Origin of the sequence: Sphingomonas phyllosphaerae (assembly GCF_029623345.1) — a bacterium.
GTDB classification, from domain to species: domain Bacteria; phylum Pseudomonadota; class Alphaproteobacteria; order Sphingomonadales; family Sphingomonadaceae; genus Sphingomonas; species Sphingomonas phyllosphaerae_C.
In genome coordinates this window covers 22,721-49,103 of the sequence record NZ_JAPYKH010000008.1, presented here as the reverse complement: position 1 = coordinate 49,103, position 26,383 = coordinate 22,721, and the positions used below count along the sequence as shown (strand labels likewise).

Genomic DNA, 26,383 nt, shown 5'->3' with positions numbered 1-26,383 from the left:
GCACGCACGATCCAGCGGCATGACGACCGCTGCCGCGACCCCCCGGCCTGGCTCCGGGCGGGCGGCGCCGTCAAGCGGCACCTCAGTCATCGCTCGTGACCCGCGCGTCACCGTCGCTGTCGCGCATCGCCCAAGGCTTGAGCCGCCGCGTCAGCGCAGGGCGGACCAGCCACGTCATGAGCGCGACGAGGAAGCAGGATTGCAGCACCGCGCGCATGTACCAGGGCGGCTGCAGCGGCAGCAGCTGGATCAAGCCGTTGAACAGCAGGACCAGCGGCAGCACGCCGAGCCAGCTGATCAGGAACAGCTTCCACTTGGGCCCGTCGCCGTCGCTGGGCAGCCGCGCCACCGCGGGAGCGCCCGCCACCTCCTGGATCCGCGGCGTGGAGAAGCGGTCGCCCTCGCGCATCAGTCGCGCATAGTCTCCCGAGTGCCGCCACGCCTCCAGCGAATCGTGCGAGGCGAAACGCTGGAGCGTGTGGAACAGCCCGCCGGTCTGCTCCAATCGCAGCCCGCCGCGATGCCCGGACGCCGCCGCGGCGCTGCGATCAACCCGCTCGGACCAAGCGCGAAAATCGTCCTCCGCCCGTTGGCGAGGACGCGACTCACGATCAGCGCGACGGCGGCCTGCGCTTCCCCGTTATGATCGTCACGTGCCATGCTGCCCAAAGCGGCGCCGACGGGCGGCGGTTCCAAGCCGTCGCGCGCCGCTCTTCCCGCCGACTCCGCCCTGCCCCATATGGCGCGCATGTCTTCCCGCGCGCGCGTCCTCGTCCTCAACTCCGCGCTCGGCCCGCTCGACTATCGCGTGCCGCGCGAACTGGCGGTCGAGCCGGGCTCGATCGTGGTCGCGCCGCTCGGACCGCGCCAGCTGCTGGGCGTGGTGTGGGAGCCCGAGCGGATGCCGTCCGACGCCGAGGTCGGCGACAACCGGCTGCGCAATTTGCTCGCCGTCGCTGACGTGCCGCCGCTGCGCGCGTCGCTGCGCCGGCTGATCGAATGGACCGCGGACTATTATCTCGCGCCTCCCGCGGCGGTGGCGCGCATGACGCTCTCCTCCAGCGCGGCGCTGGAGGGGGCACGCAGCGCGGTCGAGTATCGCGCCACCGGCGCGGTGCCCGACCGGCTGACGCCGCAGCGCGCGCAGGCGCTCGAGCGGATCGGTGACCGCCAAGGTCTGATACGCGAGCTGGCGTCGATCGCCGAGGTGAGCGACGCGGTGATCCGCGGGCTGGTCAAGAGCGGCGCGATCGAGGCCATCGAGGTCGGGATCGACAGCCCCTATCCGCTGCCCGATCCCGAGCACGCGCCGCCCGCGCTCTCACCCGAACAACGCGAAGCGGCCGCGACGCTGGTCGGCGCGGTCGAGGCCGCCGCGTTCCAACCGATCCTGCTCGACGGCGTCACCGGGTCGGGCAAGACCGAGGTCTATTTCGAGGCGGTCGCGGCCGCGCTTCGGGCGGGCCAGCAGGTGCTGGTGCTGCTCCCTGAAATCGCGCTGACCGAGCCCTTCCTCAAGCGCTTCCACGACCGCTTCGGCTGCGAGCCGGTGGCATGGCACTCGGGGCTGCGCGCGACACAGCGGCGCCGCGCTTGGCGCGCGGTGGCGAGCGGCGAGGCCAAGGTGACGGTGGGCGCGCGCTCGGCCCTGTTCCTGCCGTACGCCGAGCTGGGCCTGATCGTGGTCGACGAGGCGCATGAGACCAGCTTCAAGCAGGAAGACGGCGTCCATTACCACGCGCGCGACGTGGCGGTGATGCGCGGGCTGTTCGAGCACTGCCCGGTGGTCCTCGCCTCCGCCACGCCCGCGATCGAGACGCGCCATCAGGTCGCGCTCGGCACCTATGCCGAGGTCAAGTTGCCCGGCCGCTACGGCGTGGCGGAAATGCCGTCGATCGCCGCGATCGACCTGATCGAGGAGCCGCCCGAACGCGGCCGTTGGCTCAGCCCGCGATTGGTCGAGGCGCTGCGCGACACACTGGCGCGCGGCGAGCAGTCACTGCTCTTCCTCAACCGCCGCGGCTACGCGCCGCTGACGTTGTGCCGCACCTGCGGCCACCGCTTTCAATGCCCGAACTGCACCGCCTGGATGGTCGAGCACCGGCTCACGCGCCGCCTCGCCTGCCATCACTGCGGCCATGTCGAGCCGGTGCCGCGGCTCTGTCCCGAGTGCAGCAACGAGGACACGTTGGTGGCGTGCGGTCCCGGGGTCGAGCGGATCGCCGACGAGGTCGCGGCGCTGTTCCCCGAGGCGCGCGCCGCGGTGGTGACGTCGGACACGATCTGGTCGCCCGCGAAGGCCGCCGAGTTCGTCGCCCGGATGGAGGAAGGCGCGATCGACATCGTCGTGGGCACGCAATTGGTGACCAAGGGCTATCACTTTCCCAACCTCACCCTGGTCGGGGTGGTCGACGCCGATCTCGGGCTCGACGGCGGCGACCTGCGTGCGGCCGAGCGGACGTTCCAGCAGATCCGCCAGGTCTCCGGTCGCGCCGGGCGCGGCGCGAAGAAGGGGCAGGTGTTCATCCAGACGCACAGCCCCAAGGCGCAGGTGATGCGGGCGCTGGTGACGGGCGACGCCGACGCCTTCTACGCCGCCGAGACCGAGGCGCGGCAGGACGCAGGGGCGCCGCCGTACGGCCGCTATGCCGCGATCATCGTCTCGAGCGAGGAGCAGGCCGCGGCGCACGAGGTGGCGCGGCTGATCGGGCGCCACGCGCCCGAGGTCGAGGGCATGGCGGTGTACGGCCCCGCCCCGGCGCCGCTGGCGATGCTGCGCGGGCGGCACCGCTTCCGCCTGCTGGTCCACGCGCGCCGCGGCATGGACGTGCAGGACGTGATCCGCGCCTGGCTGGGTGCGCTCGACTGGCCGGCGAAGGTGCGGGTCGCGGTGGACGTCGATCCGTACAGCTTCCTATGAGACGCGCCGGCGGCGGGACTCAGCCGGCGTGCTCGGCGAGTACGGTCAGTCCCTTGGCGTTGACCTCGGCGAAGCCGCCGCGGATCGCGATTGTCTCGGGCGCGGCGCCCGGTGCCTTCTGCACCAGCACGTCGCCATCGCGGATCGTCGACATGAAGGGCGCGTGCCCCTCGAGCACGGCGAAGTCGCCGTCGGTGCCGGGCACCGTGACCATATGCACCTCATCCGAGCGGATCAGGCGTTCGGGGGTGACGAGTTCGAAGTGCAGCATAGGTCTGATATCCTGAACGGCGTGGAAGGGATGAGGCCGAGGCGCGCGGGCGACTTCGCACGGGTGGCGGCGCAGGGCTAGTCGATCACAGCTTCAGCACCGCGATCAGCACACCGGTAGCGGCGAAAATCGCGCCGACGAGCCAGATCAGCAGCTGAGTCTTGGCCGATTCGATCCGGGCGGTCATGCGCTCCTCGACAAGGCGGAGATCGGTGGCGACCTGCATCAAGCGCGCGTCGACTTTGACGTCTGCCTCCTCGAGTCGCGCCTCGATCTGATCGAAGCGAGCGTCCACCCGAGCGAAGCGCGCATCGACCCGGGCGGCCTCTCGATCGAAGCGAGCGTCGATCCGGGCGGCCTCCTGGTCGAAGCGAGCGTCGATCCGGGCCGCCTCCTGCTCGAAGCGAGCGTCGATCCGCTCACCGAGCCGATCCAGGTCAGCCCTCGTCGCCGCGCCCTCGATCATCGCGCGACCGATCGCCGCGGCGATGGCCTCGGCCTGGTCCTGCGGCAGCGCTGCCGCGCGCAGGTCCTTCGCGATCGAGAGCGTGTCGATGCCCATACCACCCTGGAGTAGCCGGACACCGAACCCGAGTCGATCAGGCGTCCTGCGCCAGCTTCTCCGCTTTGGCGACCGCCTCGTCGATGCCGCCCACCATGTAGAAGGCGGCCTCGGGCAGATGGTCATATTCGCCGTTCACCACCGCCTTGAACGAGCGGATCGTGTCGTCGAGCTGGACGAACTTGCCCGGGATGTTGGTGAACACCTCGGCGACGTGGAACGGCTGCGACAGGAAGCGCTGGATCTTGCGCGCCCGGCTGACCGTCAGCTTGTCCTCCTCGGACAGCTCGTCCATGCCGAGGATCGCGATGATGTCCTGCAGCGACTTGTACTTCTGCAAGGTCGCCTGCACCGCCCGCGCGGTCTCATAGTGATCTTGCCCGACGGTGCGCGGCTCCAGCACGCGGCTGGTCGAGTCGAGCGGGTCCACCGCCGGATAGATCCCCAGCTCGGAGATCGCGCGGTTGAGCACGGTCGTCGCATCAAGGTGCGCGAAGGAGGTCGCCGGCGCCGGATCGGTCAGATCGTCCGCGGGCACGTAGACGGCTTGCACCGAGGTGATCGAACCCTTGTTGGTCGAGGTGATGCGCTCCTGCAGCGCACCCATGTCGGTCGACAGCGTCGGCTGATAGCCGACTGCCGACGGAATACGACCCAGCAGCGCCGACACTTCCGCGCCCGCCTGCGTGAAGCGGAAGATGTTGTCGACGAAGAAGAGCACGTCCTGCCCTTCCTGATCGCGGAAATACTCCGCAATCGCCAGGCCCGACAGCGCGACACGCGCCCGCGCGCCCGGCGGCTCGTTCATCTGGCCATAGACCAACGCCACCTTCGAGCCCTCGCTGATCGCGTTGCCGTCGGCATCCTTGGCGATCACGCCCGCGTCGAGGAACTCATGATACAGGTCGTTGCCCTCGCGGGTGCGCTCGCCGACGCCCGCGAACACCGAGGTGCCGCCATGGCCCTTGGCGATGTTGTTGATCAGCTCCTGAATCAGCACCGTCTTGCCGACGCCGGCGCCGCCGAACAGGCCGATCTTGCCGCCCTTGGCGTAGGGCGCGAGCAGGTCGATCACCTTGATGCCGGTGACGAGGATCGCGCTCTCGGTCGATTGGTCGACGAACAGTGGCGCCGCCGCATGGATCGGCGCTCGCAGCTCGGTCTGCACTGGCCCGCGCTCGTCGATCGGCTCACCGATGACGTTCATGATACGACCGAGCGTCGCTGGCCCGACCGGTACCTGGATCTGGCTGCCGGTGTCGGTAACGTTCTGGCCGCGGGTGAGACCTTCGGTCGAGTCCATCGCGATGGTGCGAACGGTGTTCTCGCCGAGATGCTGCGCGACCTCGAGCACCAGCCGCTGGCCGTTGTTGCTCGTCTCCAGCGCCGAAAGGATCGCGGGCAGGTTGTTGTCGAAATGAACGTCGACCACCGCGCCGATCACCTGGCTGATGCGGCCGACGTTGTTGCTGCCCGATCCGGTGCTCCCGTTGGTCGGGCGAATGTCTTCGGCGAGGGTTGCCATCACATCTTTCCTTGGTTCGTCTGCCCCGATGTAGGCGCGGAGCGGGTGAAGGTCACGGCCGACAGCCGCTCCTTTATGGTGGTGGTGCGGGTCACCCGCCGGGTCACAGCGCCTCCGCGCCCGAGATGATCTCCACCAGCTCGGTGGTGATCGCCGCCTGGCGCGCGCGGTTGTACTGGATGCTCAGCCGCTTGATCATGTCGCCCGCATTGCGCGTGGCATTGTCCATCGCGGTCATGCGGCTGCCCTGCTCGGACGCGGCATTCTCCAGCATAGCGCGGAAGATCTGGATCGCGACGTTGCGCGGCAGCAGGTCGGCGAGGATCGCCTCCTCGCTCGGCTCATATTCCACCGTGGACTCACCCGCGTTGGCCAGCCTGGGCTCGCCGCGATCGGGGATGGCGACCGGGATGATCTGCTGACCGACCGGCAGCTGGACGAGCGCCGACTGGAACTTGGCGTAGAACAGGTGAGCGACGTCGAACTCGCCCGCGGTGTAGCGCGTGATCAGATCGTCCGCGATCGCCTTGGCGTCGCCGAACGCGACGGTCTTCACCGTCGACAGGTCATGGTCGGCCTTGATCGCCTGCGGGTAGAAGCGGCGCAGCACGCGCCCCTTCTTGCCGGCGAGATAGAAGATCACGGTCTTGCCCGCGGCCTCCAGCTCCTCGGCCTTGCGGCGCGCGGCGCGGACGATGTTGGTGTTGAACGCGCCCGCGAGCCCGCGCTCCGAGGTGGCGACCACCAGCAGATGCACCTGGTCCTTGCCCGTGCCCGCCAGCAGCGGCGAGGCGCCGACGCCGACGTTGCGCGCCAGGCTGGCGACCACGCCCTCGAGCCGCTCGGCATACGGTCGGCCGGCGATCGCCGCCTCCTGCGCACGACGCAGCTTGGCGGCGGCGACCATCTTCATCGCCTTGGTGATCTTCTGCGTCGACTTGACCGAGCCGATGCGGATCTTGAGGGCCTTGAGTGACGCCATTTCCTGCCTTCTCATGCTCCTGCGAACGCAGGAGCCCAGGGTTACTTAGCGCGCCGCGGGTGGCGCTGGGCTCCTGCCTGAGCAGGAGCGCGCGTCAGGCGAAGGTCTTCGCGAACTGGTCGAGCGCGCTCTTGAGCTTGCCCTCGGTGTCCTTGCCCAGCTCGCGCGAGTCGCGGATCGCACCCAGCACGTCGGCATGCTCGTTGCGCAGGAACGCCAGCATCGCCGCCTCGTAGCGGGTCACGTCGGCAACCGGTACGCGATCGAGATAGCCGTTGGTGCCGGCGTAGATCGACGCGGTCTGCTCCTCGAACGGCATCGGCGAGAATTGCGGCTGCTTGAGCAGCTCGGTCAGCCGCGCGCCGCGGTTGAGCAGCTTCTGGGTCGAGGCGTCGAGGTCCGAGCCGAACTGCGCGAACGCCGCCATCTCGCGATACTGCGCCAGCTCCAGCTTGATCGAGCCCGACACCTTCTTCATCGCCTTGGTCTGCGCGGCGCCGCCGACGCGGCTGACCGACAGGCCGACGTTGATCGCGGGGCGGATGCCCGCGAAGAACAGGTCCGTCTCGAGGAAGATCTGACCGTCGGTGATCGAGATCACGTTGGTCGGGATGTACGCCGAGACGTCACCCGCCTGAGTCTCGATGATCGGCAGCGCGGTGAGTGAGCCGTTGCCGTTGGCGTCGTTCATCTTCGCGGCGCGCTCGAGCAGGCGCGAGTGGAGATAGAAGACGTCACCGGGATAGGCTTCGCGGCCCGGCGGACGGCGCAGCAGCAGCGACATCTGGCGATAGGCCACCGCCTGCTTCGACAGGTCGTCGAACACGATCACGGCGTGCATGCCGTTGTCACGAAAATACTCGCCCATCGCGGTGCCGGTGTAGGGCGCGAGGAACTGCAGCGGTGCCGGGTCCGACGCGGTCGCGGCGACGACGATGGAATAGTCCATCGCGCCGTTCTCTTCGAGCGTGCGGACGAGCTGCGCGACGGTCGAACGCTTCTGGCCGACCGCAACATAGACGCAGTAGAGCTTCTTCGACTCGTCGGTGCCGGCGTTTGCCTGCTTTTGGTTGATGAACGTGTCGATCGCGATCGCCGACTTGCCGGTCTGGCGGTCACCGATGATCAGCTCGCGCTGGCCGCGCCCGACCGGCACCAGCGCGTCGATCGCCTTGAGCCCGGTCTGCACCGGCTCGTGCACCGACTTGCGCGGGATGATGCCGGGCGCCTTGACCTCGACGCGGCTGCGCTTCTCGGCGACGATCGGGCCCTTGCCGTCGATCGGATTACCGAGTCCGTCGACCACGCGGCCGAGCAGGCCCTTGCCGACGGGCACGTCGACGATGGTGCCGGTGCGGCGGACGACGTCCCCCTCTTTGATCTCCGAGTCCGACCCGAAGATCACGACGCCGACATTGTCGGCCTCGAGATTGAGCGCCATGCCCTGCACGCCGTTCGCGAATTCGACCATCTCGCCGGCCTGGACGTTGTCGAGCCCGTAGATGCGCGCGATGCCGTCACCGACGCTGAGCACCTGGCCGGTCTCGGACACCTGGGCCTCGGTGCCGAAATTGGCGATCTGGTCCTTGATGACCTTCGAGATTTCTGCGGCGCGGATATCCATTGTGGTTAGCCCTTCATCGCGCTGGCGAGCGCATTCAAACGGGTACGGATCGAGGAATCGATCATCTGGGAGCCGATGCGGACGACGAGTCCGCCGAGGATCGCCGGATCGACCTCGAGGTCGACCGACACCTCGCGGCCGACGCGGCGGCGGAGCTGCTGCTTGAGTTCGTCGACCTGCTCGGCGGAGAGCGGGTGCGCGCTGGTCACTTCGGCGGTGGTCTCGCCGCGGTGACGCGCCGCGAAGGTGCGGAAGGCCCGGATGATCTGCGGCAGCTGCGACAGCCGGCGATTCTCCGCGAGTACGCCCAGGAAGCTGCGCGTCGTGGCATCGACGCCGATCGCGTCAGCCGCCGCGACCACCGCGCGCACCGCATCGCGGCGCGCCACCACGGGGGAGGCGATCAGCGCGCGAAAGTCGGCCGATTCGGCGAGCGCATCGCGTACCGCAGCGAGGCTGCGCTCGACCTGATCGACCGCCTTGGCTTCCACCGCCAGATCGAACAGCGCACTCGCATAGCGCCCGCCGAGGCTGGCCTGGATGCTGCTGCCCTGATTACCGCTGGAACTCTCCACGCGATCCACTTTCCTCGCATAAACCCAAGGGTGTCGAACCCATGCGACCGGGTGGCGCGCGACGGCGCCTTCGCTTGGGACAGCGGCGCGCGTAGCAAAGGGTTGCCGGGGATGCAACCGGAGCGGGCCGGCGCGGTGTTGAACATGATCAACGGCGTGCGCGGCGGCGTGAGGGTTCGAGCGCAAGCCGTGGGATGCGATAAGGGGCGCGGTGGCGTATAGGTCAGCGGGTAATGGTCGCGGCCCGGTAAGTGCCAATACCGCCGCGACGCCGAGGCAAGCGAGATGGCCGATGACCGACACGGCGCCCCTCCCCTGTGACATTCCGTCGTCCCGGACGTGGTCCGGGATCCACCGGTCCGCGCACCCCGAAACCGAGCCGTATGCGACACGGAGGGACCCGGACCAAAGCCGGGGTGACGAGAAACTCGTGGTGCACGACGGCGACCAAGCGGGCCGCACCGGCACCTCATCCACCGTCGCGGTCACTCCCGCTCGCATCGACCCCGACGCCGCCTGGGCCGCCTTCGTCCGCCGCGATCGCGCCTATGACGGCCGCTTCGTCGTCACCGTCAGCTCGACCCGCATTTATTGCCGGCCGAGCTGCGCGGCGCGACGGCCCCGACGCGAGCACGTCGGCTTCCTGGCCGACGGTCCCGCCGCGCGCGCGGCAGGGTATCGCGCCTGCCGCCGCTGCCTGCCCGACGACGCCACGCGCGAGGCGACCGCGGTGACGCGCGCGCTCACACTGCTCGACCACGCCGAGCGCCCCCTTTCGCTTGCCGCCCTCGCCGCGTCGGTCGGCTACGCGCCGCATCACTTCCAGCGGCTGTTCACCCGCGCCACCGGCCTCTCCCCCGCCGCCTACGCCCGTGACCAACGCGCGGCGCGCGCCGCCGCGGCGCTGCGCGCCGAGGGCAACGTCACCGCCGCGATCTACGCCGCCGGCTATGCCGCGCCGAGCCGCTTCTACGCCGACGCCGCCGCGCTCGGCATGGCGCCCGCCGCCTGGGCGAGCGGAGGTGCGGGTGAGCGAGTCGCTTGGTGTGAGGTGTCGACGCCGCTCGGAGCGCTGCTGGTGGCGCAGACCGGGCGCGGCTTGTGCCATGTCGCGCTGGACGAACGCATCGACGCGCTGGTGGCGTTGCTGCCTGCGGCGACGCTGGTGGAGGCGGACGCGGGCGAGCGGGCGCGCGCGCTGCGTTGGCTGGAGGCGGCGGCGGTGCCGCTCGACGCCGCGCTGACGCAGACACAGCGGCGGGCCCTGTTCCTCGCGGCGGTGCGGGCGGCGGGGCGGGCGACGGACTGATCTGCTCTTGTGCTCCTGCGCACGCACGAGCCCAGGGCCAGAAACTTCGGCCCTCCCTGGGGATCATTGCGACATCGCTCGAATTGCGCGCTGCGCCACCGTGTCTCGGCGAGAGCCGCAATCCGGAGCCAGGCGAAACCATGCCTTCTGGTGCGCGCGACACCGGGCTCCTGCGGGCGCAGGAGCACGAACAGGAGCTCCGCAACGATCCCGGCGAAGGGGAGCTCCTGCGGGCGGTCCTCTTGACTGAGCCCCGGCCTGCGCCGGAGCACAGGCCCGGCCGGCTCACGCCGGTGGACCCGTGGTTAGGCGATTATAAAGGCTTCTCGCTTAGCTCGAATGCCGGACTTTCGAGGATACCGGGTCGATGAACGCGTTCGGGCGCCGCAATGGCGGAATGGGGACGACAGGCGCGCGCGGCGGCTTCGGCGTGGCGCGGCCGATGCAGGCCAATCCACTCGCGCGCCCCGAGATCGAAGCTTTTCCCGCCGCCGACGCGCTCGCGCTCGCGCTCCCCGGCGAGGGCGACTTGTCGCTGATCCCGCAAGGCACCGTCGACGCGATGCAGCGACTCGCCGACCGCCAGAACGCCAGCGGCGACGCCGGCGCGAGCCGGATGGAGGGCTTCGAGGCCTCGATCCACCGGATCAAGGAGCAGGTGCTGCCGCGCCTGCTCGAACGAGTCGACCCCGAGGCCGCCGCGACGCTCGGCAAGGACGAGCTCGCCGAAGAGTTCCGCCCGATCATCGGCGAGGTGCTCGCCGAATTGAAGCTGACGCTCAACCGCCGCGAGCAGTTCGCGCTGGAGAAGGTGCTGGTCGACGAGCTGCTCGGGCTCGGGCCGCTCGAGGAGCTCCTCGCCGACGCCGACATCAGCGACATCATGGTCAACGGCCCCGACCAGACCTTCGTCGAGCGCAAGGGCAAGCTGGAGCTGGCCAACATCCAGTTCCGCGACGAGGAGCACCTCTTCCAGATCGCGCAGCGGATCTGCAACTCGGTCGGACGCCGCGTCGACCAGACCACGCCTTTGGCCGACGCCCGCCTCAAGGACGGCAGCCGCGTCAACGTGATCGTGCCGCCGCTCAGCCTGCGCGGCACCGCCATCTCGATCCGCAAGTTCTCCGCCAAGCCGATCACGCTCGACATGATGGCGGGCTTCGGCAGCATGTCGGCGAAGATGGCGACCGCGCTCAAGATCGCGGGGGCGTGCCGCTTCAACGTCGTGATCTCGGGCGGCACCGGCTCGGGCAAGACGACGATGCTCAACGCGCTGTCGAAGATGATCGACCCGGGCGAGCGTGTGCTGACGATCGAGGACGCCGCCGAGCTGCGGCTCCAGCAGCCGCACTGGCTGCCGCTCGAGACCCGCCCGGCCAACCTCGAGGGCCAGGGCGAGATCTCGATCCGCGATCTCGTCAAGAACGCACTGCGTATGCGCCCCGATCGCATCATCCTGGGCGAGATCCGCGGCAGCGAGTGTTTCGACATGCTCGCCGCGATGAACACCGGCCATGACGGGTCGATGTGTACGCTCCACTCCAACTCGCCGCGTGAGGCGCTGGCGCGCATGGAGAACATGGTGATGATGTCGGACATCAAGGTGCCCAAGGAAGCAATCAGCCGCCAGATCGCCGACTCCGTCGACATGATCATCCAGGTCAAGCGCCTGCGCGACGGCTCGCGCCGCGTCACCAACATCACCGAGGTGATCGGCATGGAGGGGCCGGTGATCGTGACGCAGGAGCTGTTCAAGTTCGAGTATCTCGACGAGAGCGCGGACGGCAAGATCATCGGCGAGTATCGATCGATGGGGCTGCGCCCCTACACGTTCGACAAGGCCAAGCAGTTCGGCTTCGACCAGGCGTATCTGGAGGCGTGCCTGTAACGCGCTGTGCTATCGCTACTAACGCGGCGCGTTTTGCGGCTTTGGCCCGAGATCAGGACGAGAGAAGGCTCTCGAAACCATCTGCGAAAAGGCGAGTGACCGAACCATGCGTTCCATCTAGCTCGGCCCACTGGCCCGATGGATTGCACTCGAAGAAGACCGTCTTGCCGTCAGGTGTTACCGCAAAATCGAACACACCGCTGTGCAGATGAGACCTGCGCAGGAAGGCGCTCGTGAAGTCTTGTATCTCCGGCGAGAGCGGGACAGGCTCGCGACCGACAATTCCGGGCAACCTTTCGGCGCGCCGCCAGTCGATCATAGAGCGAGGCGACGCTTGCGAGTCGATCTGAAAGCCCAGGCACGCGTCGCCGAACGCAACGACCCTCAGCTCGTGCGATTTCTCGATATACGCTTGGTAGATCGCCGGGAAGGATGCCACTTGCTCATCACTGGCGGCGGAGATCTCCGCGACCGTCACCAGATTGGCCATGATGCTTATAAGCGTCGCATCGTCGCTGCCGTAAGCCGGAGCGAAGCTCATACTGAAGGGTTTTACGATCAATCGACCGAAAGCCTGGATGAACGCGATGATCTCAGCCTTGTCACACGAGACAAGCGTGTCCGGGACTGCGAAGCCGAGCGAGCGTGCGACATCTAGCTGGGTCAGCTTGTCGGGTAACCCGCGCCACTCATTGTTGAAGCAGCCGCAACCACGGCCGGCGATCAGCGACAGCGCGACATCGCGCCGCGTTGTGGCCTCGAAGCTGCGGCGCTGATCGTCCGCCGAGCGATAGCGGATCGTCCGATGCTTGCTCCTGAGCCACCACCAGTCCTTAGGCTCAACCGGAACGGCTATGCCGCTCGCCTCCGTAAGGCGGACCGATGGGAGACGAGCTCCTTCCTCGTCCGATACCGGTGAGTAGACGAGGCACGTCACTCCCTTAGTTAGCAGCTCAGCGGTGACGCCTCTGATGTGAGGATCACCGGGCGAGCCAAGGATATGGAGCCGCGCGCGCTGCCCTATCATCGGGCGCTCACCGGCCCGATCGCCGGCGGAGAGGCTGTCAGACAGGTACCTACGGAGAAGACGCCGTTGAAGCCATCGGTGATCGTCGGCAGGGCGCGAACATAGGCCGACTTATGTGTGCCCTTGCCTGAGAGTGGATGAGGGCCGCAACCATCTTGCTGACAGTTCCACGCGCTACCGGCGGCAGGCTCTGACTGGAGCGACAAGACGTCTGCGGCGGGAAGATGGCTGGCGGCGGGCGCGAACATCATACCCGGCTGACGTACCAGATGCGCGTGTAAGCTCCCCACCAGGATCAGCACGACGCTGTTCGGGTGGGTGTCTGCAAGACTTGCCCAGCGATCCGCCATCGCCAGCTCATAATAATGTTGGTCGAGACGGCCGCTGGCTCGCGGCTGCGTCCCATGCACCTCGATCGATCGGCCGGCAGCGCGCCAGTCGCGCAAGCGGCGCAGCAACGTCAACATCGCGATGCTCGATCGACCGTCCGCCATGTCTCGCGCCCAGATGTCGGATCGCAGCAGTCGCTCGGCAGCCGCATCGTCGCCGGAAGAGGCAAGGTATCGCGCGACGTCCACGTCGGTCCGTTCGTCGAACTCGAGCGCGACAACCACGGAGCGCCGCGTAGCAACAACGCAGGCGATGTCTCCGAAGAGGCGTGGAATCTGGTCGGTGCCATGGATCTCACCGACGATTATGAATCGCGGCGCGCGCTCCGCCAACTCCTCGGTGCCGAGGAGAGAGGCGCAGACCTGCGGATCATCGACGCGTCCGACAGAAGGCGTGAGGGGCCGCGCTGCTCCGCTCGTCGCGAGCATGAAGAGTATAGCGGCAGATGGTAGCAGTGCCATAAATTCCCGATAGCGGTAGGCGGCCCGCACGCGAGCCGGCGAGAAAAATTAGGGATCGTCGCTGTGGATTCCGCGCCCACCGTCATTGGGGGTATACCAGTTGCCGGTATTTCCAGTTGGCGTCGAATAGATCGCGCCATCCGGATCTCCACCCGCCACCATCACTTTCTCTTCTTCGCTTAATTCTTGAATAGGCTCATTTTTGCCGGACAGAGATGGCTCTGCCATCGTCTTCTCCGAGAATGAAACCGACTCATCGTCGGCAAAGGTATTCTGCCTTCGACGGATTATTTTTTCTATTACAAGGATGGCTTAACGCGGCCAAACTTGTCACTAAGCTTTTCGGATTATTGACGATCTTCAAATTTGCAGTGCTGCATGGCGTTTGATCGATGCAATCATCGCGGTCATAGCTCCATGATGCCGGTACCCGGTTGACCCCGCGCCTGCCGCGACGCAGCATCGCGCCATGGCCACGCTCCCCCCCATCACCAACAATCCCGACGTCCGCTACCTCGGCCGCGTGCTGGGCGACGTCATCCGCGCTTACGGGGGCGAGACGCTCTACGAGCGTACCGAGGCGATCCGCTCCGCCTCGGTGGAGCGCCACCGCGGCAACGGCCAGGGCTCGCCCGACGTCGGGCTCGGCGCGCTCGACCTCGACGAGACGCTCGACTTCGTGCGCGGCTTCATGCTGTTCTCGATGCTCGCCAATCTCGCCGAGGACCGGCAGGGGATCGCCGCCGAAGAAGGCGCCGACGTCGCCGCCGCGCTCGGCCGACTGGCCGAGGCCGGGGTTGACCGCGACCAGGTGCTCGCCCTGCTTGATCGCGCGCTGATCGCGCCGGTGCTCACGGCTCATCCCACCGAGGTGCGGCGCAAGAGCATGATCGATCACCGCAACCGCATCGCGCAGCTGATGGCGCTGCGCGACCGCGGCGTCGACGCCACGCCCGAGGGCGACCAAGTCGACGAGGCGATCGTGCGCCAGGTCGCGCTGTTATGGCAGACCCGCGTGCTGCGGCGCGAACGGCTCTACGTCACCGACGAGGTGGAGACTGCGCTCAGCTACCTGCGCGACGTCTTCCTGCCCGTGATCCCCGCGCTCTACCAGCGCTGGGATCGTGCGCTGGGCGCGCGCGTGCCCGCCTTCCTGCGCCCGGGCAGCTGGATCGGCGGCGACCGCGACGGCAACCCCTTCGTCACCGCGGACAGCCTGCGTGCCGCGCTCGCGCGCGCCTCCCGCGCGGTGTTGGGCTATTATCTCGACCAGCTCCACGCGATGGGCGCCGAGCTGTCGATCTCTTCCGACCATGGCGCGGTCGACGAGGGCGTGCTCGCCCTGGCCGAGGCGAGCGGCGACACCTCGGAGACGCGCAGCGACGAGCCTTATCGCCGTGCCATCAGCGGCATCTACGCCCGGACCGCGGCGACCTATCAGAAGCTCACCGGCGAACCCGCGCCGCGCCCCGGCACGCTGCGCGGCGAGCCCTATCCCGACCCCGCCGCGCTGCGCGCCGATCTCAAGACGATCGCGCGCCCGCTCTCGGCCGAGGGCGCCGGGCTGCTCGGCACCGGCGGGGCGATCGGGCGGCTGATCCGCGCGGTCGAGGTGTTCGGCTTCCACCTCGCCACGCTCGACCTGCGCCAGAACAGCGCGGTGCACGAGAAGGTCGTCGCCGAGATGCTGCGCGGCGCCGGCGTCTGCGCCGATTACACCGCGCTCGACGAGGACGCGCGCGTGATGCTGCTGCGCCAGGAGTTGGCCACGCCACGCCCGCTGACCAGCCGCTTCACCGCCTATTCGGACGAGACCGCGTCCGAACTGGCGATCGTCCAGGCCGCCGCCGAGGCGCATGCCACCTACGGCGCGGCGTGCATCCGGCAGTATATCGTGTCGATGACCAAGTCGGTGTCGGACCTGCTCGAGGTCCACCTGCTGCTCAAGGAGGTCGGCCTATACCGTCCCGCGGCAGACGGCGCGCTTGCGAGCGCCGCGGTGATGGCGGTGCCCTTGTTCGAGACGATCGAGGATCTCGAGGCCGCGCCCGCGATCATGACCGAGTGGTTCGCCATTCCCGAGGTGCGCGACATCGCGCGCGCGCGCGGGCATCAAGAAGTGATGATCGGCTATTCCGACAGCAACAAGGACGGCGGCTATCTCACCTCGACCTGGCAGCTGTCGCGCGCCTCGACCGCGCTGAAGCCGGTGTTCGATGCCGCTGGGGTGGGCATGCAGCTGTTCCACGGCCGCGGCGGTGCGGTCGGGCGCGGCGGCGGCTCCAGCTTCGCCGCGATCCGCGCGCAGCCCGCGGGAACGGTGCAGGGCCGCATCCGCATCACCGAGCAGGGCGAGGTGATCGCGGGCAAATACGGCACTCGCGAAAGCGCCACCACAAACCTGGAGGCGATGGCCTCGGCCACCTTGCTCGCCAGCCTCGAGCCCGAGCAGCTCTCCAACAGCGACAATGCCAGCTTCGCCGCGGCGATGGACCGGCTCTCTGACGCCGCTTTCCGCGCCTATCGCGGGCTGGTCTACGAGACCGAGGGCTTCCGCACCTTCTTCCGCCAGATGACCCCGATCGCCGAAATCGCCGGGCTCAAGATCGGCAGCCGTCCTGCCAGCCGCAAACAGTCCGACGCGATCGAGGACCTGCGCGCAATCCCCTGGGTATTCAGCTGGGCGCAGGCGCGCGTGATGCTGCCGGGCTGGTACGGCGTCGGACAGGCGATCGCCGCGTTCGAGGACCGCGCGTTGCTGCGCGAGATGGCGCAGGGCTGGCCGCTGTTCGCCGCGACGCTGGCCAATATGGAGATGGTGCTCGCCAAGTCGGACATGGGGATCGCCGCGCGCTACGCCGGGCTGGTCGAGGACGCCGGGCTGCGCGACTCGGTCTTCGGCCGCATCCGCGACGGCTGGCAGCAGACCCACGACGGATTGCTCGACGTCACCGCGCAGTCGCATCTGCTCGAGAAACATCCGGCGCTCGACGCCTCGATCCGGTTGCGGCTGCCCTATATCGAGCCGCTCAACCTGCTCCAGATCGAGCTGATGAAGCGCCACCGCGCCGGCGAAGGCGACGAGCGTGTGCGTCAGGGCATCCTGCTGTCGATCAACGCGATCGCGACGGCGCTGCGCAACTCGGGGTGAGGGGTGGGAGGCATCCTTTCTGCCGCCCGTTCCTCGCCCAGATCGCCTCCTCCTACCGATGTCATCCCCGCGAAGGCAGCGACCCATGCACGCTGTCGTCGCGGCTCTTTCGAGGGCACGCGCGTCTGGATCCCCGCCGCCACGGGGATGCGGGTGGTCGGTATGAGGCGGTTGGACGTAACATGAACCACGTCCTAGCCGCCCCCGTAGCGGCCCCTACCCCTCCAAACTCTTCGACGCCTGTTCGAACAAGTCCTTGCTGATCCCGGGCGTCGCGACGATCCGCTCCAGCTCGGCGCGCATCAGCGCCGCGCGGGGCGGGTCGAAGCGGCGCCAGCGGCCGAGCGGGGGCAGCAGCCGCGCCGAGGTCTGCGGGTTGAGCGGGTCGAGCGCGAGCAGCTGGTCCGCCAGCCAGCGATAGCCTGCTCCGCCGACGATATGGAAGGCGCGCTGGTTGACCGCGAAGGCGCCGATCAGCGCGCGCGCGCGGTTGGGGTTGGCGAGCGAGAAGTCGGGGTGGCGCGCCAGCTCGGCGACCAGTGCGGGCGTGTCGTCGCGCGAGGCCAGCGCCTGCGTCTGGAACCATTTGTCGAGCACCAGCGGGTTGTCGGCGTAGCGCGCGTAGAAGGCCGCCAGCGCGGCATCGCGCTCATCGGAGTGGCCGCTCGCCAGCGCGGTGAGCGCGCCCTGTCGATCGGTCATGTTGTCCGCTGCCGCGAACTGCGCCCAGGCCAGCGCCGACGCGTCCGCCGCGCCACCCGCCTGGAGATAGTGGAGCGCGACATTGCGTAAGCGCCGCACGCCCTTGGCCGCCGGTGTGTAAGCGTAAGGCGCGCGCTCGCCGAGGTCGCAGGCGGCGCGCCAGCGCTGGTCGAGCGCACGCGCGAGCGTACGCCGCAGCGCCTCCCGCGCGGTGAAGACCGCCTCGGGGTCGACCGTGGCGAGCTGGTCGCCGATAAAATTCTCTGATGGCAGCAGCACCGCCTCGGCGACGAAGGCGCGGTCGAGCGTGGGATCGTCGAGCGTGTCCGCCACCGCCTCGACCACGGCGCGATGATTGGCCTCACCCTCGACGGTAGCCGCTACCAACGTGTCGAGCATGAGCTGCTGCATCGCCTCGTAGCGCGCGAAGGAATCGTCGTCGTGGCGCGCGAGGAAGGCGAGGTCCGCGGCGCTGCGATCGCTCTCGATGATCACCGGCGCGGAGAAGCCACGATTGAGCGACACGATCGGCCGCTCGGTCACGTCCTCGAAGGTGATGCTCTCCGCCGCGTCACGCAGCAGCACCAGCCGCTCGGCGCCGAGCGGCTGGCCGCTGGCGCTGCCGAACAGCCGCATCCGCAGCGGCAGCACCTGCGACGCCTTGCCGCTCTGGCCGGGCGTGTCGGGCACCTTCTGCGCGAGGTGGAGCAGCGCGCGGCCGCTGCCGGGCTCATGCTCGATCGTAGCGGAGACGCGCGGCGTGCCCGCCTGACTGTACCACAGGCGGAACTGCACGAGATCGACGCCGCTCGCCTCCTCCATGCAGCGGACGAAGTCCTCGCAGGTCGCGGCAGTGCCGTCGTGGCGGTCGAAGTACCGGTCGGCACCCGCGCGGAAGGCAGCGTCGCCCAGCATGGTCGCCAGCATGCGGATCAGCTCGGCGCCCTTGTTGTAGATGGTCGCGGTGTAGAAGTTGCTGATCTCGATGTAGCTCTCGGGCCGCACCGGGTGGGCGAGCGGGCCCGCGTCCTCGGGGAATTGCGCCGCACGCAGCCCGCGCACGTCCTCGATTCGCTTCACCGCGGCGGAACCCTGGTCGGCACTGAACGACTGGTCGCGGTATACGGTGAAGCCTTCCTTGAGGCTCAGCTGGAACCAGTCGCGGCAGGTGACGCGATTGCCCGACCAATTGTGGAAATATTCGTGCGCCACCACCGCGGCGACGGCGTCATAATCGTAATCGGTGGCGGTGTCGGGGTCAGCGAGGATGTAGCGGCTGTTGAAGATGTTAAGTCCCTTGTTCTCCATCGCGCCGAAGTTGAAGTCGTCGACCGCGACGATGTTGAACACGTCGAGGTCGTACTCGCGGCCGTAGACACGCTCGTCCCACGCCATCGAGAGCTTCAGCGCGTCGAGCGCGTGCGCGGTCTTGGGCAGATCGGCGGCGCGGACCCAGATGCCAAGCGCCACCTCACGCCCCGAGCGCGTGGTGAAGGTGTCACGGTTGACCGCCAGGTCACCCGCCACCAGCGCGAAGAGGTAGGAGGGCTTGGGATAGGGATCGTGCCACTCGGCCCAGTGCGTTTCGTCGGCGCCCTCGCCCTCGGCGATGGGGTCGCCGTTGGCGAGCAGCACCGGGAAGCGGCGCCGGTCGGCGCTCATCCGCACCCGATAGGTGGCGAGCACGTCGGGCCGGTCGGGGAAATACGTGATGCGGCGGAAGCCCTCGGCCTCGCACTGCGTGCACAGGATCCCGCCCGAGGCGTACAGCCCCATCAGCTGGGTGTTGCGATCGGGCGCGATCTCCACCTCGGTCTCGATCACGTGACGGTCGCCCGCGAGCGCTACGACGAGCTGTTCGCCCTCGATCGTCCAGCCCTCGGACGGCGCGCCGTCGACCGTCACCGCGAGCGGCACCTGCCCCGCGCCGTCGAGCCGCAGCGGCAGGGCGTGCGTGCCGTTGCGCACAACGGTCAGGCGCGCGCGGACACGCGTGAGCGTCGGGTCCAGTGCGAAGTCGAGCGCGACCTCGGGGACGAGCCAGGCGGGCGCCTGATAGTCGCGGCGATAGGTGACAAGGGGTGCGGCGGCGGGGAGGCGTGCGTCCATGGGGTTGACTATAATCGGGCGCCGCGCTGGTTCCATGGGAAAGCGGCCTTCGTCTCCGCCGCACCGGGCCAATCGGCAGGTGCACGACGAGAAAAGCTAAGCTACGGCGATTCCTTCCAATTGCCGAAGGTCGCCGATGTACCGTCGTATCGTCACCCCGCTGCTGCTCGCCTGCGCCACCGTCGCCACCGCCCAGACCCCCGCCCCCGCTGCGACGCCGGCCGCGCGCAACGCCCCGCTGCCCGCCGACCAGGCAGCGATGAAGGCGCACGTGATGTTCCTCGCCTCGGACGCGATGCGCGGGCGCGAGGCGGGCAGCGGCGAGTATGACATCGCCGCGCAATATGTCGCGTCCCAGTTTTACGCCGCCGGTCTCAAGCCGATGGGTGACGACGCAGGCTACCTCCAGAAAGTTCCGCTGACCGCCTATAAAATCGCGGACCAGGGCGCATTCAGCTGGGCGCCGACCGCTGGCGCGCCGCAGAAGCTGGCGTTCGGCACCGATTACGTGCCCACCGCCAACCCAGCCGCCAAGACGACGCGCGTGTCGGCGCCGGTGGTCTATGTCGGCTACGGCCTGTCGGCGAGCGCCTATGGCATCGACGATTACGCCGGCGTCGACGTGCGCGGCAAGATCGTCGCTTATGTCGGCGGCGTGCCCGCGGGGCTGCCGAGCGAGATCGCGGCGACGCTGAGCGGCGCGCCCGCGCGGCTGGCCGCCGCCGCGGCGCACGGCGCGGTGGGAGCGGTCGCGATCGCCGATCTGCGCTCGCCGGGGCGCGGCGCGCCGGGGTTCGACACGGTGAAGAAGGGCTACGACTCGGAGCGGGTGACCTGGGCACTGCCCGACGGCACCGGCAGCACCGCGTCTCCCTTGGTCCCGCTGCTCGGCACGCTCTCCACCGCGGGCGCGGCCAAGCTCTTCGGGCGCGACTGGGCGACGATGGCGCGGGCGGCGAGGAAGAAGGTGCTGCGCGCGCGCCCGATCACCGCCGCCGGCATGCTCACCGTGCAGAGCGCGACCGGCTTCCGCGCATTGCCGAGCAGCAACGTCATCGGCATGATCCCCGGCACCGACCCGAGCGTCGGACGCGAGACCGTGGTGCTGTCGGCGCACCTCGATCACGTCGGCGTCGGCAAGGCGGTGAAGGGCGATACGATCTACAACGGCGCGCTCGACGACGCGATCGGCATCGCCAGCCTGATCGAGGCCGCCAAGCGCTTCAAGCAGGCGCCGCCGCCGAAGCGATCGGTGCTGTTCCTCGCCGTGACGGCCGAGGAGAAGGGGCTCGTCGGCAGCGACTATTTCACCAATCACCCGACCGTGCCGATCGCCGACATCGTCGCCGACGTGAACCTCGACATGCCGATCCTGACCTATAAGTTCGAGGACATGGTGGTGTTCGGCGGCGACCGTTCGTCGCTCGGACCGATCATCGCGCGCGCGGTCGGCGCGATCGGCGTCGGCCTCTCGCCGGATCCGATGCCGGAGGAGGCGATCTTCGTCCGCTCGGACCATTTCCGCTTCGTGCAGAAGGGCGTGCCCTCGGTCTTCCTGTGGCCGGGGCAGAAGGGGCCGGGCAAGGCCGCGGTCGCCGACTTCATGGGCAATTGCTACCACAAGCCGTGCGACGATCTGTCGCAGCCGATCCTGTGGGACCAGGGGGTCCGCTTCGTCGACGCCAATTACCGCATCGCGCGCGAGATTGCCGACGCCGCCGACCGGCCGCGCTGGAACAAGGGCGATTATTTCGGCCTGTTGTTCAAGGGCCCGATGGCGGCACAATGAGCCGCCGCGGCGGGCGCGGCGCTCAGTCGAGCGGCCGCGCCGCGCGCTCGGCGTAGAGGTGGGTGCAGACCTGGGCCTCGGGCGTGTCGCCCGGCTCCAGCGCCGCGACGGTGACCCAACCCTGCGCCCGCATCGCCGCACCCTCCGCCGGCGGCGTGCCGAACGGCAGAAACAGCCGGCGGCGCTCGCCCGCGGGCTGGTCGCCGATCAGCCGGTCCGCGAACAGCGAGAAGCCGGTTGCCGCCTCCTCCGCGCCGCCCTCATGCACCACCGTGTAGGTGCCGCCGCGGCCGACCTCCGCCGCCGAGGTGCCGGTGAAGAGCGAGAAGCCGAGCCAGCTCTGATATTCGAAGCCGTGCCGCTCGGTCGGGTCGAGCGTCAGCACCGCGCGCCCGTCCACCGCACGCGCGATCGCGGCGAGCGCGTCGAGCCGTGATCCCAGCGCGCCGTCGCGGTCGAACTCGCGCAGCCGCGCCAGCGCCTGATCGAACGGCCCCGCCGCGGCGACCAGCGGCAGATAGTCGGGCGCCAGCTCGGCGACCGCGCCCGCGTCCTTGGCGTCGAGCCGCTGGCGCAGCAAGTCGAGCTTCTCGGAGGCGACCGGCAGCGCGCCCGCCGCCAGCGTGTCGACCAGATCGGGCAAAGTGAAATCGATCGAGGGTCGCGCCACGCCCGCCGCGGCAACCGCCTCGATCGCCACAATTACCACCTCCTGCGCCGCGGCGACGGTGTCGAGCCCGAACAATTCGGCGCCGATCTGCCGCGTCTCGCGCGCGGGGGCGAGCTGGCTGGCGCGCAGCTTGAGCACCGCCCCGGCGTAGCTCAGCCGCACCGGCCGCGGGTGGTGCCCCATCCGCGTCGCCGCGATCCGGGCCACCTGCGCGGTGAGGTCCGGCCGGATTGCCAGCGTGCGCTGCGACACCGGGTCGACGAAGCGCACCGCGTCCTGCAGCGCGCCGGCCTTGAGCCGCGAGCCCAGCCCCTCGGCGAACTCGGCGAGCGGCGGATCGACGCGCTCATAGCCGTGCGCTTGGATCGCGCCGAGCACGCGCGCCTCGAGCGCCGCGGCGGCGTCGGCGACGGGCGGCAGGCGGTCGCGCAGCCCCTCGGGCAGCAGCGCCGTCACGCGCGACGCTTCCGCTCGTCCGCCACGAGGAGGCAGGGGTGAGGCGTCATCGTCATCGTCCCGTTCGCGTTGCGGCGGCGCACCCGATGGCCGCGCGCCTCGAGCCCTGCTGTCCGCCGGTCGCCGCCCGATTGATCGCTGCGCGCGCCGCCGTCAACCTCGCCGGCGCGCACGCCCGCGCCGCGCCCGCAAGTGGTTGAGAAATCGCGGCACCCGCGCGCGCCCCGCGGCGTTACCCCGCCATGCCCACGCCTTCCGATCACCCGCTCCGCCTCGGCTTCCCGGTCAAGGTAATGGGCAAGCCCGGCCTCAAGAGCGGCGACACGCGCCGCTGGCAGGCCAATCCGCATCTGAAATGCTCGCTCGAGCAGGTCGACCAGGTGCTCGACTATCTCGCCAGCGAGCGGCTCGACATGTACCGGCTCTCGTCCGATCTGGCGCCCTATGCCACGCATCCGGACATGCCGCAGTTCCACGACATGGTGCGCGAGAGCGACGCCGAGCTCGCCGCCTTCGGTGCCAAGGCGCGCGCGCTCGGCATTCGGCTGTCGTTCCACCCGTCGCAATATGTGCTGCTCAACAGCCCCGACGACGCACTCACCGCCAAGTCGATCTGGGACCTGTCGTCACAGGCCGAGATGCTCGACCGCATGGGGCTGGACGAGGAAGCAGTGATGGTGACTCACGTCGGCGGTGTCTACGACGACCATGCCGCCAGCCGGGAGCGCTGGCTGCGCGGGTGGGAGCGCTGCCCCGAGCATGTGCAGCAGCGAATCGTGCTCGAAAACGACGACCTGCGCTTCTCCGCCGCCGACGCTTTGTGGATCCACGAGCGCTGCGGGGTGCGGCTGATCTTCGATTATCAGCATTTCTGGTGCCTCAACCCCGAGGGGCTGGACATGCGCGAGACGCTGGAGCGCTTTCTCGCGACCTGGCCGACCGGCGTGCGGCCGAAGATCCACTTTTCCTCGCCACGCACCGAGATGCGCGAGATCAAGCAGAAGATCACCGCCAAGCAGCGCGCGAGCGGCAAGACGGTGCGAAAGGGCGAGCTGGTCAAGGCGCCGGTCAAGGCGGGCGCGCGCGTCAAGACGGTGCTGCGTCCACCGGTGTGGACCGGCCACGCCGACTTCACCAACCCGTTCGAGTTCGCCACCTTCATGCGCACCGCGGAGGGGCTGGTGTTCGACGTGATGATGGAGGGCAAGGCCAAGGACGTCAGCCTCCTCAAGCTGCGCCCCGACCTGCTGCGCTATGCCCCCGACGTGGCGGCGCGCTTCGGCATCACCGCGGCCGACGCCGACGCGCTTGCGGCGGACGAGGCCGCGCTGGAGAGCGGCGGCGCGGCGGCGGACGAGGCGCCCGATGTGGACGAGGGCGAGGCGTGATGTGCTGTTCCCCGGCGAAAGCCGGGGCCCCGCCGGAGAACGTTCGCGAGACTCACCTCGGCCCTCCCAGCTGGACCCCGGCCTTCGCCGGGGAACATAAGGTCAGTCCCTGTACCCCGGGCTCACCCGATCGAGCTTGCGCAGCAGCGCAGGCCAGGCGAGCGCCTGCGCCACCATCCCCATGCCCGCGGGACTGGCCTGATGCGCCACCTTCTCCTCGACCCCGTCGGGCGGCGGGTTGAGCCCGTCGCGCCCCGCCGCGAGCATGTGCACCTGCGCCTGGCACGCGCGCTCGAGGAAGTAGAGCCGCAGGAAACAGGCCGCCACCGAGCCGCCCACCGCCAGCGTGCCGTGGTTGCGCAGGATCATCGCGTTCTTGCCACCGAGGTCCGCGACGAGCCGCTCGCGCTCGGCGAGGTCGGTCGCGATGCCCTCATAATCGTGGTAGGCGACGTCGTGGCTCGCGATCATCGCGGTCTGGGTGTGGGGCAGCAGCCCGCACGCCATCGCCGACACCGCCTGACCGTGCGGCGTATGGAGGTGCATCACCGCGTGTGCGTCGTCGCGCGCCATATGGATCGCGGAGTGGATGGTGAAGCCCGCCGGGTTGACCGGATGGTCCGAGCGGCCGACCGGCTGGCCGTCGACGTCGATCTTGACCAATGTCGAGGCGGTGATCTCCTCGAACATCATGTCGTACGGGTTGATCAGGAAATGATGCTCGGCCCCGGGCACGCGCGCCGACAGATGGGTGAAGATCAGGTCGTCCCAGCCGTACAGCGCCACCAGCCGGTAGGCGGCGGCGAGATCGACCCGCGCCTCCCACTCGCCGGGCGCATAGGCCGCAGTGTCCACCGACGCGAGCGTCGCCATCGCCTCTCTCCTCTATTTTCGCGCGAGGGTAGAGGAAGCGCGGCGGAGTCGCCAGCGTGCGGTGGCGAGCAGACGCCGTTATGTACCCATTACGACCCGCCTAGTGGCGTCACCCCGGCGAAGGCCGGTTCCCCTCATTTCCGAGCAACTCGGCCGAGGAGCATGCGGCACGGTAAGTCCCGGACCAAGGCTCGCGCGGGCTCGTCCAACGGTCCGGGGTGACGAAGCTGGAAAGCTACGTGACCGAAAGCCGGCCGCCCCGCCCGCTCAGTCGACGAAGGCGCGCTCGATCACGAACTGGCCGGGGTTGGCGTTCGAGCCCTCAATCATCCCGCGTTGCTCGAGCATGCCGGCTACCTCGCGGATCATCGCGGTGGAGCCGCACAGCATCACCCGGTCGTTCTCCGGATCGAAGCTGGGTTCGCCGCCGAGCCCGTCGAACAGCCGCCCATCCTCGATCAGCGCGGGGATGCGCGCCTGCACCGGGAAAACCTCGCGGGTCACTGTCGGCAGATAGCGGAACTGCGCCGCCGCCTGCTCCGACACCAACGGATCCTCCGCCAGCCGCGCTTCGAGCATCTCGCGCCAGGCGAGGTCGTCGACGCGGCGGACGCCGTGGACCACCACTACCTCGTCGAACCGCTCATACACGTCGGGGTCACGCGCCACGCTGAGGAACGGCGCCAGCCCGGTGCCGGTCGACAGCAGGAACAGCCGCCGCCCGCCGAGCAGCGCGTCGAGCACCAACGTGCCGGTCGGCTTCTTGCCGAGATAGACCTGATCGCCGGGCTCGATCTGCTGCAGTCGCCCGGTCAGCGGTCCCTCGGGCACCTTAATCGACAGGAATTCCAGCTCCTCCGCCCAGGCCGGGCTGGCGATCGAATAGGCGCGCATCACCGGCTTGGCGGCCTTGCCGTCCTCCCCCTCGACGCCGGGCAGGCCAATCATCACGAACTCGCCCGAGCGGAAGCGGAACGAGGCGGGGCGCTCGACCGCGAAGCTGAACAGATGCTCGTTCCAGTGACGCACCCAGGTGACCGCCACGCTGTGGAAGGCGGTGGATTCGGGGATAAGCACTGGCGCGCGGAGGTCGGTCATCGGCGATCCGGTCTGAGAACGGGGAATGTCGTGCGAATGGGGCGCATTATGGCCCGTGACGCGCAGGGTCAACCATAGGTCGGCTTGGGGCGCGTGCGGTCAGGCTTGTCTCGGCGCATTGTCGCGCTGCGCCAGCGGCGCCTGGAGGAAGCGCAGCGCCACCCACTCGATCGCGGTGACGGTACGCGCCAGCGCGGGCTCGGTCACGAGCGTCGCCGCGATCCGTCGCGCCGCATCGCGCTCGCCGCGCATCGCCGAGTCGACCAGCGCGAGCAGCACCGCTTCGTCGTCGCTCACCGCCCGCGCGGTCGCGGCGCCGAAGCGGAGCCAGCGCTTTCCCTCACGGTCGAAGGTCCCCATCGCCGCGGCGAAATCGGGCAGCGCCGCGCTCACCCCGCGCCAGGCGAACGCCGGCGCCAGCGCGCGGCAGGCGCAGCGACCGCTGCGCGTCACCATCGTCCAGTGACGCATCGCGCTGACAAGGAAGTGGAGGTGCTCGTCTAGCTGGTCGAGCGGCCGATCGAGGAAGCGGTACATCGTCACCTCTCTGATTTGCTATTAACTCGCAATAGCCATCCATTGAGGAAGGGGCAAGGGGCCACGGTCATCCTCC

The 26,383-nt window shown here is 69.0% G+C and carries 21 protein-coding genes; 6 read left to right on the top strand and 15 right to left on the bottom strand.

What is annotated here, in order from left to right; all coding sequences use genetic code 11:
- Nucleotides 1-82: 82 nt before the first annotated feature.
- Nucleotides 83-505, bottom strand: a complete 423-nt coding sequence (locus QBJ89_RS09880; RefSeq protein WP_277980349.1) for a hypothetical protein — start codon at nt 503-505, stop codon at nt 83-85.
- Between the two features lie 243 nt (nt 506-748).
- Between QBJ89_RS09880 and QBJ89_RS09875 the strand changes: the two genes are divergently transcribed.
- Entirely contained in the window at nt 749-2,920 is a 2,172-nt protein-coding gene (locus QBJ89_RS09875) for a primosomal protein N' (RefSeq protein ID WP_277980442.1), read from the top strand.
- 19 nt (nt 2,921-2,939) lie between these two features.
- Here QBJ89_RS09875 and QBJ89_RS09870 read toward each other — a convergent pair whose 3' ends face one another.
- From QBJ89_RS09870 to QBJ89_RS09845, 6 genes are all read right to left on the bottom strand, one after another.
- Nucleotides 2,940-3,191: an ATP synthase F1 subunit epsilon gene (locus QBJ89_RS09870; protein WP_277980348.1), complete on the bottom strand. Its 252-nt coding sequence runs from the start codon at nt 3,189-3,191 to the stop codon at nt 2,940-2,942.
- Nucleotides 3,192-3,276: 85 nt separating this feature from the next.
- Entirely contained in the window at nt 3,277-3,657 is a 381-nt protein-coding gene (locus QBJ89_RS09865; protein WP_277980347.1) for a hypothetical protein, read from the bottom strand.
- 133 nt (nt 3,658-3,790) lie between these two features.
- Nucleotides 3,791-5,278: a F0F1 ATP synthase subunit beta gene (gene atpD / locus QBJ89_RS09860; RefSeq protein ID WP_277980346.1), complete on the bottom strand. Its 1,488-nt coding sequence runs from the start codon at nt 5,276-5,278 to the stop codon at nt 3,791-3,793.
- Between the two features lie 103 nt (nt 5,279-5,381).
- Nucleotides 5,382-6,260 (bottom strand): F0F1 ATP synthase subunit gamma, encoded by an 879-nt coding sequence (locus QBJ89_RS09855; RefSeq protein ID WP_277980345.1) that lies wholly within the window; start codon nt 6,258-6,260, stop codon nt 5,382-5,384.
- Nucleotides 6,261-6,354: 94 nt separating this feature from the next.
- Nucleotides 6,355-7,884, bottom strand: a complete 1,530-nt coding sequence (atpA, locus tag QBJ89_RS09850; protein WP_277980344.1) for a F0F1 ATP synthase subunit alpha — start codon at nt 7,882-7,884, stop codon at nt 6,355-6,357.
- 5 nt (nt 7,885-7,889) lie between these two features.
- Nucleotides 7,890-8,459: a F0F1 ATP synthase subunit delta gene (locus tag QBJ89_RS09845; RefSeq protein WP_183919373.1), complete on the bottom strand. Its 570-nt coding sequence runs from the start codon at nt 8,457-8,459 to the stop codon at nt 7,890-7,892.
- A gap of 430 nt (nt 8,460-8,889) precedes the next feature.
- Between QBJ89_RS09845 and QBJ89_RS09840 the strand changes: the two genes are divergently transcribed.
- Together QBJ89_RS09840 and QBJ89_RS09835 are read left to right on the top strand one after the other, a co-directional pair.
- Complete coding sequence (locus QBJ89_RS09840; protein WP_277980343.1) at nt 8,890-9,768, top strand: Ada metal-binding domain-containing protein; 879 nt, start codon at nt 8,890-8,892, stop codon at nt 9,766-9,768.
- 367 nt (nt 9,769-10,135) lie between these two features.
- A complete protein-coding gene (locus tag QBJ89_RS09835; protein ID WP_277980342.1) occupies nt 10,136-11,656 on the top strand; it encodes a CpaF family protein in 1,521 nt (506 codons plus the stop codon).
- A 52-nt stretch (nt 11,657-11,708) separates the two neighbouring features.
- Here QBJ89_RS09835 and QBJ89_RS09830 read toward each other — a convergent pair whose 3' ends face one another.
- From QBJ89_RS09830 to QBJ89_RS09820, 3 genes are all read right to left on the bottom strand, one after another.
- Nucleotides 11,709-12,683 carry a hypothetical protein gene (locus QBJ89_RS09830; RefSeq protein WP_277980341.1) on the bottom strand — a complete coding sequence of 325 codons (975 nt, stop codon included), beginning with the start codon at nt 12,681-12,683 and terminating at the stop codon, nt 11,709-11,711.
- Nucleotides 12,680-13,501 carry a hypothetical protein gene (locus tag QBJ89_RS09825; RefSeq protein WP_277980340.1) on the bottom strand — a complete coding sequence of 274 codons (822 nt, stop codon included), beginning with the start codon at nt 13,499-13,501 and terminating at the stop codon, nt 12,680-12,682. Before QBJ89_RS09825 ends, QBJ89_RS09830 begins: the two co-directional genes overlap by 4 nt.
- 81 nt (nt 13,502-13,582) lie before the next feature.
- Nucleotides 13,583-13,762, bottom strand: coding sequence for a hypothetical protein (locus QBJ89_RS09820; protein ID WP_277980339.1), 180 nt, complete (start codon nt 13,760-13,762; stop codon nt 13,583-13,585).
- 241 nt (nt 13,763-14,003) lie between these two features.
- On the opposite strand from QBJ89_RS09820, the gene ppc reads away from it, so the two are divergent.
- The gene (gene ppc / locus QBJ89_RS09815) at nt 14,004-16,685 is read left to right on the top strand and encodes a phosphoenolpyruvate carboxylase (protein ID WP_277980338.1); all 2,682 of its coding nucleotides are present in this window, start codon (nt 14,004-14,006) and stop codon (nt 16,683-16,685) included.
- 216 nt (nt 16,686-16,901) lie between these two features.
- Here ppc and pepN read toward each other — a convergent pair whose 3' ends face one another.
- Nucleotides 16,902-19,496 carry an aminopeptidase N gene (gene pepN, locus QBJ89_RS09810; protein ID WP_277980337.1) on the bottom strand — a complete coding sequence of 865 codons (2,595 nt, stop codon included), beginning with the start codon at nt 19,494-19,496 and terminating at the stop codon, nt 16,902-16,904.
- A gap of 136 nt (nt 19,497-19,632) precedes the next feature.
- Between pepN and QBJ89_RS09805 the strand changes: the two genes are divergently transcribed.
- Nucleotides 19,633-21,285, top strand: a complete 1,653-nt coding sequence (locus tag QBJ89_RS09805) for a M28 family peptidase (RefSeq protein WP_277980336.1) — start codon at nt 19,633-19,635, stop codon at nt 21,283-21,285.
- 22 nt (nt 21,286-21,307) lie between these two features.
- On the opposite strand, the gene QBJ89_RS09800 is transcribed toward QBJ89_RS09805, so the two are convergent.
- Nucleotides 21,308-22,411 carry an ATP phosphoribosyltransferase regulatory subunit gene (locus tag QBJ89_RS09800; protein ID WP_277980335.1) on the bottom strand — a complete coding sequence of 368 codons (1,104 nt, stop codon included), beginning with the start codon at nt 22,409-22,411 and terminating at the stop codon, nt 21,308-21,310.
- A gap of 242 nt (nt 22,412-22,653) precedes the next feature.
- Here QBJ89_RS09800 and uvsE point away from each other — a divergent pair, with 242 nt between their 5' ends.
- Nucleotides 22,654-23,799, top strand: coding sequence for a UV DNA damage repair endonuclease UvsE (gene uvsE, locus QBJ89_RS09795; RefSeq protein WP_277980334.1), 1,146 nt, complete (start codon nt 22,654-22,656; stop codon nt 23,797-23,799).
- Between the two features lie 102 nt (nt 23,800-23,901).
- Here the strand turns inward: uvsE and QBJ89_RS09790 are convergent, their stop codons facing one another.
- From QBJ89_RS09790 to QBJ89_RS09780, 3 genes are all read right to left on the bottom strand, one after another.
- A complete protein-coding gene (locus tag QBJ89_RS09790; protein WP_277980333.1) occupies nt 23,902-24,672 on the bottom strand; it encodes a class II aldolase/adducin family protein in 771 nt (256 codons plus the stop codon).
- Nucleotides 24,673-24,939: 267 nt separating this feature from the next.
- Nucleotides 24,940-25,770, bottom strand: a complete 831-nt coding sequence (locus tag QBJ89_RS09785; RefSeq protein WP_277980332.1) for a ferredoxin--NADP reductase — start codon at nt 25,768-25,770, stop codon at nt 24,940-24,942.
- Nucleotides 25,771-25,869: 99 nt separating this feature from the next.
- Nucleotides 25,870-26,307: a hypothetical protein gene (locus QBJ89_RS09780; protein WP_277980331.1), complete on the bottom strand. Its 438-nt coding sequence runs from the start codon at nt 26,305-26,307 to the stop codon at nt 25,870-25,872.
- Between the last annotated feature and the right edge of the window lie 76 nt (nt 26,308-26,383).

Coding starts and splice junctions, on each gene's coding strand:
- QBJ89_RS09780 (WP_277980331.1), bottom strand. CDS start 26,307: ATGTACCGCTTCCTCGATCGGCCGCTCGACCAGCTAGACGAGCACCTC.
- QBJ89_RS09785 (WP_277980332.1), bottom strand. CDS start 25,770: ATGACCGACCTCCGCGCGCCAGTGCTTATCCCCGAATCCACCGCCTTC.
- QBJ89_RS09820 (WP_277980339.1), bottom strand. CDS start 13,762: ATGGCAGAGCCATCTCTGTCCGGCAAAAATGAGCCTATTCAAGAATTA.
- ppc (WP_277980338.1), top strand. CDS start 14,004: ATGGCCACGCTCCCCCCCATCACCAACAATCCCGACGTCCGCTACCTC.
- QBJ89_RS09805 (WP_277980336.1), top strand. CDS start 19,633: ATGTACCGTCGTATCGTCACCCCGCTGCTGCTCGCCTGCGCCACCGTC.
- atpA (WP_277980344.1), bottom strand. CDS start 7,884: ATGGATATCCGCGCCGCAGAAATCTCGAAGGTCATCAAGGACCAGATC.
- uvsE (WP_277980334.1), top strand. CDS start 22,654: ATGCCCACGCCTTCCGATCACCCGCTCCGCCTCGGCTTCCCGGTCAAG.
- QBJ89_RS09825 (WP_277980340.1), bottom strand. CDS start 13,501: ATGCTCGCGACGAGCGGAGCAGCGCGGCCCCTCACGCCTTCTGTCGGA.
- QBJ89_RS09865 (WP_277980347.1), bottom strand. CDS start 3,657: ATGATCGAGGGCGCGGCGACGAGGGCTGACCTGGATCGGCTCGGTGAG.
- QBJ89_RS09835 (WP_277980342.1), top strand. CDS start 10,136: ATGAACGCGTTCGGGCGCCGCAATGGCGGAATGGGGACGACAGGCGCG.
- QBJ89_RS09875 (WP_277980442.1), top strand. CDS start 749: ATGTCTTCCCGCGCGCGCGTCCTCGTCCTCAACTCCGCGCTCGGCCCG.
- QBJ89_RS09830 (WP_277980341.1), bottom strand. CDS start 12,683: ATGATAGGGCAGCGCGCGCGGCTCCATATCCTTGGCTCGCCCGGTGAT.
- pepN (WP_277980337.1), bottom strand. CDS start 19,496: ATGGACGCACGCCTCCCCGCCGCCGCACCCCTTGTCACCTATCGCCGC.
- QBJ89_RS09790 (WP_277980333.1), bottom strand. CDS start 24,672: ATGGCGACGCTCGCGTCGGTGGACACTGCGGCCTATGCGCCCGGCGAG.
- QBJ89_RS09855 (WP_277980345.1), bottom strand. CDS start 6,260: ATGGCGTCACTCAAGGCCCTCAAGATCCGCATCGGCTCGGTCAAGTCG.
- QBJ89_RS09870 (WP_277980348.1), bottom strand. CDS start 3,191: ATGCTGCACTTCGAACTCGTCACCCCCGAACGCCTGATCCGCTCGGAT.
- atpD (WP_277980346.1), bottom strand. CDS start 5,278: ATGGCAACCCTCGCCGAAGACATTCGCCCGACCAACGGGAGCACCGGA.